Consider the following 12,360-nt stretch of genomic DNA (forward strand, 5'->3'; position numbering starts at 1 on the left):
CACTTACATTCCCATTGTTCCGTGACGCCGCAGCAGAATCCACAGGAAGACCGGTGCGCCTAAGATTGCAGTTACGATGCCAATCGGCAGTTCGGCCGGTGCCACGATCAGGCGACTGATCATGTCTGCACACAGCAGTAAGCTAGCCCCTAACAGGGCCGAGTTCATCAACAGGCGGTGGTGGTCCGGTCCGGTCGCCGACCGCAGCAGATGCGGCACAACGATACCGATGAAGCTAATGCCTCCGGAGACTGCGACGGCGGCTCCGGTCGCGCCGGCCACGGCCAGAATGGCGATGTTTTTGCTGCGCTGAACCGGGATTCCCATGTGGTGCGCCACGGCTTCGCCCATCGCCATGCCGTTCAGCGCACGGGCAAGGAACTGGGCCGTGAACACGGAAATCAAGATGATCGGAGCGGCCGTGGCTGCTTTGGTCCATGTTGCGCCGGCCAGCGAGCCCATGCCCCAGAACGTCAGGTCGCGCAGCTGTTGGTCATCGGCCATGTAGACCAGAACCCCGGACACAGCGCCCGACAGCGCACCCAACGCGATCCCTGCCAACAGCATGGTTGCAACCGATGTTTGCCCGCCTCGTGTTGAAACGCGATAGAGCAGCAAGACGGACGTCCACCCGCCCAGAAATGCCGCCACGGCGACCAAGCTATTACCGACCCAGGCCAGAATGGAGGCGGGCAGGTACGCACCGAGGATGATCGCGGAAATCGCGCCCAGACCGGCACCTGCGCTGACGCCCACAATTCCGGGGTCAGCCAAAGGGTTGCGAAACAGGCCCTGCATCACCACGCCGGAAACCGCCAAAGCGGCGCCGACAAGAACTCCCATCGCCAGCCGGGGCAGTCGGATATCCCACAGGACGATCCGGTCGAGGTCCGACATGTCCCGCCCTGCAATCAGGTCCGTGAATGCTGCGCGAACGGATGCGTCCGACGCGCCGACCGAGATGCTGCAGATGCTGGTGAAGACCAACAGCGCCATAAGGGCCAGAGTGACTCGGCGCGCCGTCACCCGCCGGTCGCGCCCGGCCACGTTCAGGCCATCGTGATCCATTGCAAGGGTCATGAGCCGCTTTTTCTCTGCAATTCCGCCGACAGATCAGCAATCGCCTCGGCCGTTCGGGGGCCAAAGCCCAGCAGATAGGCCCCCTGCATGCGGATTAGACGTTTTTTCTGTCCAGCGGGCGTTAGCTTGATGGCTGGCATGGCAAACAGGTCTTCATTGGCGGTGATGTGGTTGCCTTGTCGATCCATCATCAGAATCACGTCCGGCGCGGTTGTGGCGATCGCTTCGGGTGTCATGGGTTTAAAACCCGATACGTTCCCAGCCGCGTTCACGCCGCCAGCCAGACGGATGATACTGTCCGCCTGTGTGTCCGCGCCGCCAACCATGATGCGATTATCCCGAGCCGACAGGATAAACAGAACCCGGAGTGTGCCGCCCACCGAAGCATCAACTGCATTCGAATGGGCCCCGTCAATCTTGGCACCGGTCTGAGTGGCAAGTTCTTCGGCGGCATCTTCGACACCCAGGGCGGCCCCGACAGCCCGGATTTTTTCCACCACGCCGTCGCGTGAATAGTCCTCACTGATCGAAACGAACGGCACGCCAGCCTCTTTCAGAACCTCTACCGCTTCGGGCGGACCGGATCCTTCCAGCGCCACGATCAGATCGGGTTTCACCGACAAGACCCCTTCGGGGGACAGCGCACGAATATAGCCGACATCGGGCAGGTCCAACACATCAACCGGGTAGGTCGAGGTCCGGTCCCGCCCAACAAGGCGGTCCTGCTGACCCAGGGCATAGACGATCTCTGTCACGGAACTGCCGATGGCGATGATGCGGTTGGGTTCTGGCTCATCTGCTGCGATGGCTGATGTTCCGATCAGCGCGCCGGCTAGCGCGACGACCGACGAAAACCTGCAAAGGGGGCTCATCACGCCACCTCGGTTTCTTTTTTGGATTGCAGGCCTGCCACCAGTTGGTCCCAGGCCGGGCGGTGATCGTTTTCGCCTGAACGGCGACCAAATATCTGCAGAATAAGACCACCTTCGGCATCGAACGCCTCAACTGACACGGCGGGACCGCGTTGGGTGGGTTTGGTCACGGCCCAAACCTCGGCAATATGGTCTGAGCGCAGGTGCAAATTGAAGCGCGGATCAAGCACGTTGAACCACGGACCCATCTGTTTAAGCGTCTCAACCGACCCACCGTGAATTTCGATGCACCCCCGGTTGCCGACGAAGACCATAACCTCAAGCCCTTGGTCTCGGACTTGTTCGAACATTTGGGAAACCGTTGCCGGTTCTAGCGCGCGAACCAGCGGTTCACCAGCGACGCGGTAGGCGCCCAATCGGTTCATCTTGAGCTTTGAGGTCAGACGCAGGAACTGGTGTGTATCCGTCATCTTGGCCCATTCCGATCGCAGAAGTTCGACCTTGTCGGTGTTCACTTTGGCGGCCCCGGTTGGCTTTCGCGGCTCGACACTCAGAGTCTGGGACTGGTCATTCGCCTTCAATTTGCTGACAAGTTCGTCCCAGTGGTTCAGGTCAGAGCCATCGCGCAGAAAGATCTTGTGCACCGCATCTCCGGCGGCATCAAAAACCTGAAGGGATCGCTTTGTCCCTTTGTCCGTTTCACGTTCGATGGCAAAGGCGTGGACCCATTGGCCGGGGAACATGCGCAGGTCAATCTCTTCGGTCAGAACCATCGAAGCATGCGCACCGGAGTGGTAGTTGTCGTATTGCCCGACCTTTTCAATGACGCAAGAGAGGTTGCGCGTCAGCGCCATGACCTCACCCAGCCCGTTGAGCATCGGGAAGATGTCATCAAGGCTTGCCGAAAGCCGCGTTACGTCGATACCCGCAAACGCCGCAACGAGTTGACCTTCGGTTATTCCAAGTGATTCCGCCAAATCGCGGTCACGTTTTCCGGTGTTTTTAGCATAGGCTGCACGAATTTGATCCGGGGCCAGAAGCACCTGTTCCGTCATGGGTTTTTCCATCTTCGATTGTCATGGGTGTCGGGCTGGCACGGCCACCGTTGAACGCGGTGTACTGCTGGCGGCGGTCGTACGGACGACTAGGAATTTATGTTGACTGTTTTAGTCAGCTTTATTAACGAGCACAAGTCGCCAAAAAAGGCGATTCCAAAAATCATAAAAGACTGACCAAGCCAGCGCGGAGCAAGCATTTCCGGTCCTCTTAAAATTTCGAAGGGACAGAAATGCGTTCGCGTATTCAAAAGATGGGGTTGCTTGGTACGGTGTCGTGCCTGAGCATGGTAGCGGCTGGTGCTTCGGCGCAGGAACAGGATGAAGGCTTCCTGGGCACGCTGGAACTGGGTGAAAGCAAACGGGAAATCCAAACGGATACCGCCGTGCCGGTCACCAATATCGATCAGGAAGAGATCAACGACCGTCAGGCCAACACCGTCGCAGAACTGATTGACACGGTGCCCGGTGTGACGCTGGTCAATGGCTCGACACCGCAAGGGTCGGGGATCAATATCCGTGGGTTCGGTGCCAACGGCACCTTTGGGACCGACCAGAAAGTGCTGATCCTTGTCGATGGGGCAACAACCGGCGCGGAAGAGCTGTATCGGATCGGCAATCAGTTGTTCACTGATCCGCAGCTATACAAAAGCGTTTCAGTCATTCGCGGCACTGTGGGGTCGTTCGAATACGGTTCGGGTGTCGTAGGCGGCGTGGTTCAGTTGGAAACCAAAGACGCGTCAGATTTCACCGGTGGTGAGCCGGGCTTCCGGTTCCGTCAAACGCTGGAAGGGTATTCCAATGGGAATGGCTTTGCCTCGTCGTCCATCCTGGCCTGGCAGCCAAACCGCCAGACGGAATTCCTGTTCAACTATACCTATCGTGATCAGAACGATCAGGAGGACGGTAATGGCGATACGATCGGTAACAGTGCCTTTACGCTACCGTCGCTTCTGGCAAAGGGTAAATACAGCTTTGGTGACGACCTCGAACACTCGATCACCGCGTCCTATAATCAGTCGACGTCGGAAGAACGCGATGTTCCGTATGACTCGTTCGGCACGACATCGGATTCATTTGGCAACGTAGACCGCGATATCGAAACGAAAATCGGCATTCTGCGGTATCAATACCGCCCGGCTGGCAATGACCTGATCGATCTGGACGTAAACCTTAGCTACTCGGAGCAAGAGATTGACAGCTCTTACGTGCCCGGGTCCTCAAGCCTGGAAGGAACGCCATTCTTCCCAAGCATTCGTGGGCTGGCTGACGCGACGCACAACTATGAAACCACGAAGCTGACGATCAAGAATACGTCGTACTTCCAAACCGGCGTCGCCTCGCACGACCTGCGCGCCGGGATCGAATTCATCAATCGCGAGCGTCTGGACGCGCCCTCGGCCCCCGGTGGTACCGATCGTCGTGTCGCAATGTTTGCCGTGGACGATATTCAGATCGGCGATCAGCTGACCATCACTCCGGCGATCCGGTACGAGACGCAGGACATCAAAGGCGACGGTGATGCACCGGCTCCGCGCAATGAAAGCTATGACAACAACGCGCTGATGGGCGGTTTGTCTGCAAGGTACGAATTTGCCAGCGGCTTTGCCGTGTTCGGCAGCGGTGCATACACGGAAAACCTGCCAATCATCGACGATCTTGGCACACCAGCATACATGACGCAGCCTGAAAAGTCGCGCACATGGGAAGCGGGCTTCTCGTATAACCGTGGCGATGTTTTTGCTGCGGGTGATGTGGTACGTGCCAAGGTCAATTTCTATAAGACAGATCTTTGGGACATCACGTCTTACGTATCTGGCCGGCCTTCGCGCCCGCTGCAGGAAGTTGAAACCAAAGGCGTTGAAATCGAGGCGTCGTATGCCAGCGCGGCTGGGTACTATGTCGACTTCAATGCAAACATCGTCAAAGGGACTGAAACCAGCTCGCTTGGCGTGGACTCACCATGGCGGAACGAGCCGACAGACTCAGCGCGGGTAACAGTCGGCAAACGCTTTGGCGAAACTCTGGACGTCAGCTGGGAGCTGTTCGGCGCCAAATCCGGCACCGACTCCAGTGGAGATCCGGTTGCTGGCTACGGCGTGAACACCCTGCGCGCGACCTATCTGCCGCAGGAAGGCGCATTTCAAGGTTTCGAAGTTCGCGCAGGCGTCGAGAACATCTTTGACAAGAACTATCTGCCGAACCTTTCGACCCGCAACTCACCGGGTAGGAACTTCAAGCTTACCTTGGCTAAAACCTTCTGATCCATACGAAAGGACCAGTCATGCAGACAACAATCAAAAGAAATGCTCGGGTGGTCCTGCTGACCCTGCTCCCAATTTTGGGGGCAGGGATTGCCAGCGCAGAGGAAACGCAAAAGCCCGACGGCGTATCAATCGAACTCAGCAGCGCCGAGGTAAAGGGCGAAAGCTGTTTGCTGAGTTTTGTCGCTGAAAACACCCATGACATCGATATCGACGGCGCAGTTTACGAGACCGTTCTTTTCGATGCTGAAGGTCAGGTGGCCCTGCTGACACTGTTGGACTTCGCCAAGCTGCCTTCGGGCAAGCCCCGTGTGCGGCAGTTTCAGTTCAACGACATGGCTTGCGATCAGATCAGCCGAATACTGATCAACGGTGCACAGGAATGTGTGACACAATCTGACATGGCCGATGCCTGCATGTCCGGGCTCACGCTCACCAGCCGCCTTAAAACGGAAGTGATTGGGTGAGGTTATGGGCGCAGTTATAAGTAAAATAATGGAAATTCTGGAATTGGGCGGGCCGGTTGTTGCCATCCTGATCGTGACCTCAATCGCAACACTTTCGTTGGTTCTGTACAAGCTGTGGCAGTTTCGCGTCGCAGGTGTCGGTCGTCATATTGAGCTTTCGCGGGCCATTCAGGCATGGGATCGTCAGGACCTTCCTGAGACAAGGGCGCATCTGGGCAAAAGTCGCAGCTACCTTGCCCCGATAATCGCGATGGCCTTGTCTGGTGGGGATCGCACCCTGTCCGAACGTACCGACGCCGAGGCCGAAGCGCGGTTTGCCCAACTTGAGCAAGGGTTCAAAGTCTTGGATATGGTCGCCCAACTTGCGCCGCTTCTGGGGCTTTTCGGGACCGTATTGGGCATGATCGAGGCGTTCCAAACCCTACAGGGCGCGGGCAATTCTGTTGATCCATCGCTGCTTGCCGGTGGCATTTGGGTGGCCTTGTTGACGACCGCCGCCGGCCTTGCGGTCGCTATGCCGACTTCGATGGTCCTGACGTGGTTCGAGGCACGCATGAACCGAGAGCGTACCTTTGCCAACCGCGCTTTGAGAACCGTGTTTGCACCGGGCTATGCTGAGGACGCGCCGGTGGCTGATCAAACCCCGCAACAGGTTTTCGCCCATGGCACTTAACGTCCGCAGAAGACGGCGCAGGCGCTTGTCGATGACGTCCTTGATTGACGTCATCTTTCTGCTGTTGCTGTTCTTCATGCTGACGTCGACGTTCTCCAAATATGGCGAAATCGAATTTGCCACTGCCGCTGCCGGAGGAGCGGAAACTGACCGGGTAATCCGCTTTGTCAAACTTGAGGCCGACCGTATGTTGGTTGATGGCACGCTTGCCGCGTTCGAAGACATGGCCATGGTGATGGCGACCGATAAGCCTCAGACCGCGTTGATCAGTCTTGGACAGAACGCGACTTCGCAACAGCTGATTGATTTGCTTTCGGTGCTGAAAGGCATCGACCATTTGCGCGCACAGGTGATCGGATGATTCAACTCAAACGCAAGGCAAAACAGGGTCGAGAGCCAACGATCGCACTGATCAATGTCGTCTTTCTGATACTCATCTTTTTCATGATTGCAGGCACGCTTGCACCGCCGCTGAGTAAATCGGTGAAGCTGGTGGAAACCAGTGATCTGGACGGTCGCGAGCCACCCGATGCTTTGGTCATTCGTAGCGATGGTTCACTGGAATACCGGGGCGCCGAACTGACTGGAGTTGAGGCGTATGTGGAACGCGCGTCGATCAACCTGCCGCTGGATGATGTTCGCGTCGTGCCGGACCGGGCTTTGCCTGCTGTTCGGCTGAAAGAGGTCAGTGATGCCTTGCGCGCGCTGGGTGCAAAAAGGGTGTACGTGGTCACAGAAAGGGGTTTGCAATGATACCCAGATCGCGTGGCATAGCTGTTGCCGCTTTGGCGCTGGCCGCAGCCACCCATGTTTTTGCCCTGCATGACTTTTCTGCAGGTGAACAGGTGCTTGTCGAAGGTGGCGGGTCGGGCGAAGTTGCTGCGCTGGGGGATGCTTTCAAGGACTATGTGACCGGGGCCACCGCCTCGGCACCCGCTACTGCACATCAACCGACCGTCGCACCGACACAGCGACAAACTGCGGTCAGCCCAACCTCTCAGGCCCGGGCGTCAGTTCCCGGGGCGATAAAGCATACTGTCGCCGACACCAAAGCCGCCGTCGCGGTGACCCATCGACAAGCATCCGCTGAAGCGCAAGAAGCAGCGCCGTCAGAGACGGAAGCCGTCGCGAAAACCCCAGCCGTGAAACCGGCGGACCCGACCAAACAAAAGGTCGATCAGGTTGCGTCGCAGGCAGGAAATTCTGAAAAGAGCGCCAGAAAAGGCAATGCATCGGGAAAAACCAGCAAAGGCGCTGCGACGGCCAAAAAGACAAGTTCCATAGCGGCCGGGCAGGGTAACGCTGAGGTCAGCAATTACAGAGGGCACGTAATGCGCAAGATCACCCGTGCCCGTCGTAAGAACGTCAATATTCGTGGTGCGGTGTTGGTGAGTTTTCGGATTGGCGACAATGGGGCGCTTGTAAGTGTCACCGTCAAGCGCAGCTCGGGGTCGAAACGACTGGATCTGGTGGCACTTGCGCAGGTACGCGCGGCAGCGCCGTTTCAGCCACCACCTGCCGCAGCCCGTCGTGATTACATGATTGAGATCGTTGGAAAGTAAGAACGAACTGCGCTGCCCGATCAGAGTTTTGAATCGGACAGAAGGCGGCGCTTTTCGGCCATTGCCTCACGGCGGCGTCTTTCAATGCCAAGCTTGAAGGACTCTTCAACAAAGTCGATATGGTCATACGCAGCTTTTTCCGCGCGTGCTTCGTCGCCTGCGATGACCGCCATTCCCAGTTCGCGATGCTGCTCCATCAACAGCTTGCCCGTGCCGTCGATGGTCTTCAGAAAATCACGATTGTAGAATACACCTTGCCGTGTGAGCTCGTAGATTGACGCCATCATGTGGATGAGCGTCGCGTTTTGGCTGGCGTCCACAATTGCGGCGTGCAGCGCAAAATCAGCTTCGCGTGAGGCCAATGCATCCTTCTCGTGCCAGGCGCGTTCATCCTCGGCCAGGATATCCGTGATCCGTTCCTTATCCGCTTTGGTCGCCCGTCGCGCGGCGAGTTTGGCGGCAAAGCCTTCCTGTTCGCGGCGGTACTCGAGATAATCAAAAAACGCTGGCTCATGGCGTTCATACAGCGCCAACAGGGCAGGGAGCATGGCGCTGCCCGTCAGTGCGGCTACAAATGTGCCTTCACCATGCTGTGTCGTCACCAGGCCGCGTTCTTCCAGAACGGCCAGCGCCTCACGCAGTTTGGGGCGGGAGACGCGAAGGGTTTCCGCCAGATCGCGTTCCGATGGCAGCTTGCGACCCTGCTTGAGAATGCCCGAAGCAATCAGATCTTCAATCTGAGACACCACTGCATCCGAAAGTGATTCGTGCCCGATCGGTTCGAAAATCGCTGTCGTGTTCATCGTGGTTTACCCTTCTGAAAAAGATTCAGAACCCCTTTGGTAAATAAAAGTAACCTTTGAGTGTATGTTTTTCAATGCCTGATTTAGCGGAGAAATCTCTCGGATTGTTTGAATTGCAACTGGTTACCAGTAAACAAAAAAAGCCGCAACACGCGCCCAGACTCCGTCGGCGGCGGCTTTCTTAAGTCTAGGCGGTCTGGGTCGTCTTCAGGCAATTAACAATCGAACCATTGGTAAATAAAGTTGTTGACTGAAATGTTTGGTCAACTTTATTTACCAGTGTGGCGGGGAAAGATCTCGCGTCAAAATTCATCGGACGCCAAGTCCGACCGACCCTGGAGGAGATTTCATGAAAAAGACCCTGACGAGCCTTGCCGTGGCTGCCAGCCTGATGGCGGCCCCTGCGGTTGCTGCTGACAAACTGCTGCTGAAAACCCCGATTGCTTTCTCGACCGAGCTTCCAGGGCTGGGTTCCCCGATCCCTCGTGTTGCCGAGCAGCTTGACCTGATGTCTGGCGGCACACTGAAGATGAAGGTTTACGAGCCGGGCAAACTGGTCCCTCCGTTCGAAATTCTGGATGCCGTGTCGACCGGCAAGATTAACTCGGGCTACACCACTGCTGGTTACTGGGCAGGTAAAATCCCGGCTGCGCCGCTGTTCTCGGCGGTTCCGTTTGGCCCTGAGGCGGGCGAATACATGGCGTGGCTGTATTACGGCAACGGAATGTCGCTGTATCAAGAGATGTATGATCAGGCGGGATACAACGTCCACGTCATCCCCTGCGCGGTTATTGCTCCGGAAACCTCGGGCTGGTTCGCAACCGAGATCAACTCTCCTGACGATCTGAACGGCCTGAAGATGCGCTTCTTCGGACTGGGCGGCAAAGTCATGCAGAAACTGGGCGTGGCGACCTCGCTGCTGCCGGGTGGTGAAATCTTCCCCGCGCTGGAAAAAGGCGCCATTGATGCGACTGAATTCTCGATGCCTGCCATCGACGCGCGTCTTGGCTTTCACAAACTGGTCAAGTTCAACTATTTCCCCGGTTGGCACCAGCAGGCGACCGTGTTCGAGTTGATGATCAACAAGGACGTCTGGAACGAAACCAGCGAGCAGCACAAGGCGATCATCGAAAACGCCTGTAAGGCATCGATGGCTGACAGCTTTGCCGAAGGTGAGGCCATTCAGCACGCAGCCCTGATCGACAACGTTGAAAACAACGGCGTCACCATCAAGCAGTGGTCGCCCGAGATGCTGGATACTTTCCAAGCGACCTGGGAAGACGTTGCTGCCGAAGAGGCCGCCAACGATGCCTTCTTTGCCAAGGTTCTGGCCGATCTGAACGAATTCCGCGACGGTTACGACCTGTGGAAAACCAATGCGTTCCTCCCCCGTCAGTAATCTGACTTACTGACGCGTCCGGGGCGGCGGGCTCCTCCGCCTCGGACATTATCAGGATTTCAAACCTGCATTCCCTTGACCGCGCTCGCGCCGGTCAACTGAGCGAGGATTACCCATGGCCACGCAAAAGACCCTAAGTGATCCAGTCGAAGCCTATGAAGGCATCCTGGAACATCCCGACACCGACCGTCAGAAGATCGCCGTTGTTATTGATACAGGTGTCAAAGCCGTCGGGCACGTAGTGATGTGGGCCAATGTCCTGTTGATGGCCGCGATCTTCAGTCAGGTCTCGCTGCGCTATCTGTTCAGCCAGAACTATCCCAAACTGGACGAGATCCAGTGGCACTTTTACGGCGTCGTCACGATGATCGGCATATCCTATGCCTTGATCACAGACAGCCATGTGCGCGTTGACGTTTTGCACATGCAACTGTCCCGTCGCGCGCAGCGAGTGATAGAAGTGACCGGCATCCTGACCCTGCTGACTCCGTTCATCTATCTGATGATCGATCAGGGGTACGACTATTTTTACGAAAGCTTCCGCGTTAGCGAGCGCTCGGACAGCCCCACTGGTCTGCCTGCGCGCTGGGCCTTCAAGGCGGTCATTCCGATCAGTTTTGTTCTGCTGGGCTTGGCTGCGATGGCGCGGCTGATCCATGATGGGCACGCATTGATGTACGGACCGGCATCAGAGCGCGATGGCGCATCGCTGCGTCGCATTCTGCTGGTCCTTGCTGTATTCGCAGCTGTCTGCGTTGGCCTGACTTTTCTGGTCGAAACGACCGAGGAAAAACTGGTCATCGCAATGTTCCTGACATTCATTGCGCTGCTATTTACAGGATATCCTGTGGCCTGGGTGTTGGCCGGAGTCGGCGTTGCATATTGCGGGCTGGCCTATCTTTTTGACAACGACCTGATGCTGTGGACGGGGCTTGAGAGCACCTTTACCGGACTCGACTATCTGACTCTTGGCGCGGTGGTGAACCGTGTCTATGCGACCATGTCCAACGCAGTTCTGGTGGCCCTGCCGATGTTCATCTTCATGGGCCTGATGCTGGACGAAAGCGGCGTAGCCGAACGTCTGATGTCTTCGATGCAGCGCCTGTTTGGCACCGTGCGTGGCGGTCTGGCGATCACGGTCACGCTAATCGGGATCATTCTGGCAGCCTCTACGGGCATCATCGGTGCTTCCGTTGTGCTGCTGGGCGTTCTGTCACTGCCGTCAATGATGCAGCAGAAGTATCAGCCCACCTTGGCCGCTGGGGTGGTTTCAGCCTCTGGCACGCTGGGCATCCTGATCCCGCCGTCAATCATGCTGGTGATCATGGCAGACCAGATGGCTTTGTCTGTGGGCGATCTGTTCATGGCTGCGGTCTTCCCAGGCGTCATCATCGGTGGCCTGTACCTGACTTACATCTTCATCCTGGCATTGGTGAACCGCGATGCGGCTCCTGTGCCCGAGGGCGCAACGGCCCCAGACTGGGCCGCCGTGAAGGACGTTCTGATCGCAGTCATACCGACGCTATTGCTGATCCTTGCGGTTCTGGGTTCAATCTTTGCCGGTATGACCACACCTACCGAAGCCTCGGGGATCGGTGCGCTGGGCGCGACGCTGTTGGCGCTGGGGTATCGAAAATTGACGTTCTCCAAGCTTTGGAACGTACTGGTATCGACTTTCAACACCACCGCCTACATCTTTGCGATCTTCCTGGGAGCGACCGTATTCTCTTATGTCCTGCGGGAACTCGGTGGGGATGAGTTGATTGAACATGTCGTGCAGTCCACCGGTTTTGGGGCCAATGGCACGATCCTTTTCATCCTGTTCATCGTCTTCCTGCTGGGCTTTGTACTGGACTGGATCGAGATCACGCTGATCGTGCTGCCCCTGATGCGCCCCATCGTAAATGGGCTGGGCATCGACATCCCAGGTTTCGGTGTTCTGGATGAACCAGCCTTGGTGTGGTTCGTCATTCTGGTGGCAGTGACGCTGCAGACCAGCTTCCTGACGCCGCCTGTGGGTTTCGCGTTGTTCTATCTCAATGGCGTCTGCCCGCCCGAGATAAAGCTGACCCATATCTACAAGGGCATCATTCCGTTTGTCTTACTGCAATTGACCGGGCTGGCGCTTGTCTTCCTGTGGCCCACGCTTGCCACCTGGCTGCCATCAGTCGCCTACTAAGGAGCC

12 protein-coding genes are annotated in these 12,360 nt (G+C 57.1%); 8 read left to right on the forward strand and 4 right to left on the reverse strand.

Annotated features, from left to right (window positions below):
* Positions 1–3 precede the first annotated feature (3 nt).
* The 3 genes from AC2FFP_RS09370 to AC2FFP_RS09380 are packed head-to-tail and all read right to left on the reverse strand — an operon-like array spanning position 4 to position 3,007.
* Complete coding sequence (locus AC2FFP_RS09370; RefSeq protein WP_496880967.1) at positions 4–1,080, reverse strand: FecCD family ABC transporter permease; 1,077 nt, start codon at positions 1,078–1,080, stop codon at positions 4–6.
* Entirely contained in the window at positions 1,077–1,952 is an 876-nt protein-coding gene (locus AC2FFP_RS09375; protein ID WP_496766908.1) for a heme/hemin ABC transporter substrate-binding protein, read from the reverse strand. The genes AC2FFP_RS09370 and AC2FFP_RS09375 overlap by 4 nt, the downstream gene beginning before the upstream one ends.
* Positions 1,952–3,007, reverse strand: coding sequence for a hemin-degrading factor (locus AC2FFP_RS09380; protein ID WP_496766909.1), 1,056 nt, complete (start codon positions 3,005–3,007; stop codon positions 1,952–1,954). Before AC2FFP_RS09380 ends, AC2FFP_RS09375 begins: the two co-directional genes overlap by 1 nt.
* A 233-nt stretch (positions 3,008–3,240) precedes the next feature.
* Between AC2FFP_RS09380 and AC2FFP_RS09385 the strand changes: the two genes are divergently transcribed.
* Genes AC2FFP_RS09385 through AC2FFP_RS09410 form a run of 6 tightly spaced genes read left to right on the forward strand, consistent with a single transcriptional unit; the run spans position 3,241 to position 7,973 of the window.
* Positions 3,241–5,271, forward strand: a complete 2,031-nt coding sequence (locus AC2FFP_RS09385; protein WP_496880968.1) for a TonB-dependent receptor domain-containing protein — start codon at positions 3,241–3,243, stop codon at positions 5,269–5,271.
* A 20-nt stretch (positions 5,272–5,291) separates the two neighbouring features.
* Complete coding sequence (locus tag AC2FFP_RS09390) at positions 5,292–5,738, forward strand: hypothetical protein (RefSeq protein ID WP_496766911.1); 447 nt, start codon at positions 5,292–5,294, stop codon at positions 5,736–5,738.
* Between the two features lie 28 nt (positions 5,739–5,766).
* Positions 5,767–6,411, forward strand: a complete 645-nt coding sequence (locus AC2FFP_RS09395) for a MotA/TolQ/ExbB proton channel family protein (RefSeq protein WP_496766912.1) — start codon at positions 5,767–5,769, stop codon at positions 6,409–6,411.
* A gap of 31 nt (positions 6,412–6,442) precedes the next feature.
* Positions 6,443–6,772 (forward strand): biopolymer transporter ExbD, encoded by a 330-nt coding sequence (locus AC2FFP_RS09400; protein WP_496880969.1) that lies wholly within the window; start codon positions 6,443–6,445, stop codon positions 6,770–6,772.
* Positions 6,769–7,164 (forward strand): ExbD/TolR family protein, encoded by a 396-nt coding sequence (locus tag AC2FFP_RS09405; RefSeq protein ID WP_496766913.1) that lies wholly within the window; start codon positions 6,769–6,771, stop codon positions 7,162–7,164. Before AC2FFP_RS09400 ends, AC2FFP_RS09405 begins: the two co-directional genes overlap by 4 nt.
* Positions 7,161–7,973 carry an energy transducer TonB gene (locus AC2FFP_RS09410; protein ID WP_496844132.1) on the forward strand — a complete coding sequence of 271 codons (813 nt, stop codon included), beginning with the start codon at positions 7,161–7,163 and terminating at the stop codon, positions 7,971–7,973. Before AC2FFP_RS09405 ends, AC2FFP_RS09410 begins: the two co-directional genes overlap by 4 nt.
* A gap of 20 nt (positions 7,974–7,993) precedes the next feature.
* On the opposite strand, the gene AC2FFP_RS09415 is transcribed toward AC2FFP_RS09410, so the two are convergent.
* Positions 7,994–8,776: a FadR/GntR family transcriptional regulator gene (locus AC2FFP_RS09415; RefSeq protein WP_496844133.1), complete on the reverse strand. Its 783-nt coding sequence runs from the start codon at positions 8,774–8,776 to the stop codon at positions 7,994–7,996.
* A gap of 349 nt (positions 8,777–9,125) precedes the next feature.
* On the opposite strand from AC2FFP_RS09415, the gene AC2FFP_RS09420 reads away from it, so the two are divergent.
* Positions 9,126–10,175 (forward strand): TRAP transporter substrate-binding protein, encoded by a 1,050-nt coding sequence (locus AC2FFP_RS09420; RefSeq protein WP_496844134.1) that lies wholly within the window; start codon positions 9,126–9,128, stop codon positions 10,173–10,175.
* A 115-nt stretch (positions 10,176–10,290) separates the two neighbouring features.
* Positions 10,291–12,354: a TRAP transporter large permease subunit gene (locus AC2FFP_RS09425; protein WP_496880970.1), complete on the forward strand. Its 2,064-nt coding sequence runs from the start codon at positions 10,291–10,293 to the stop codon at positions 12,352–12,354.
* Positions 12,355–12,360 lie beyond the last annotated feature (6 nt).

This window comes from Ruegeria sp. YTSC004 (assembly GCF_059609805.1).

Bases quoted from the DNA above. Each gene is read 5' to 3' on its own strand.
- AC2FFP_RS09370 (WP_496880967.1), bottom strand. From the start codon at position 1,080: ATGACCCTTGCAATGGATCACGATGGCCTGAACGTGGCCGGGCGCGAC.
- AC2FFP_RS09375 (WP_496766908.1), bottom strand. From the start codon at position 1,952: ATGAGCCCCCTTTGCAGGTTTTCGTCGGTCGTCGCGCTAGCCGGCGCG.
- AC2FFP_RS09380 (WP_496766909.1), bottom strand. From the start codon at position 3,007: ATGACGGAACAGGTGCTTCTGGCCCCGGATCAAATTCGTGCAGCCTAT.
- AC2FFP_RS09385 (WP_496880968.1), top strand. From the start codon at position 3,241: ATGCGTTCGCGTATTCAAAAGATGGGGTTGCTTGGTACGGTGTCGTGC.
- AC2FFP_RS09390 (WP_496766911.1), top strand. From the start codon at position 5,292: ATGCAGACAACAATCAAAAGAAATGCTCGGGTGGTCCTGCTGACCCTG.
- AC2FFP_RS09395 (WP_496766912.1), top strand. From the start codon at position 5,767: ATGGAAATTCTGGAATTGGGCGGGCCGGTTGTTGCCATCCTGATCGTG.
- AC2FFP_RS09400 (WP_496880969.1), top strand. From the start codon at position 6,443: ATGACGTCCTTGATTGACGTCATCTTTCTGCTGTTGCTGTTCTTCATG.
- AC2FFP_RS09405 (WP_496766913.1), top strand. From the start codon at position 6,769: ATGATTCAACTCAAACGCAAGGCAAAACAGGGTCGAGAGCCAACGATC.
- AC2FFP_RS09410 (WP_496844132.1), top strand. From the start codon at position 7,161: ATGATACCCAGATCGCGTGGCATAGCTGTTGCCGCTTTGGCGCTGGCC.
- AC2FFP_RS09415 (WP_496844133.1), bottom strand. From the start codon at position 8,776: ATGAACACGACAGCGATTTTCGAACCGATCGGGCACGAATCACTTTCG.
- AC2FFP_RS09420 (WP_496844134.1), top strand. From the start codon at position 9,126: ATGAAAAAGACCCTGACGAGCCTTGCCGTGGCTGCCAGCCTGATGGCG.
- AC2FFP_RS09425 (WP_496880970.1), top strand. From the start codon at position 10,291: ATGGCCACGCAAAAGACCCTAAGTGATCCAGTCGAAGCCTATGAAGGC.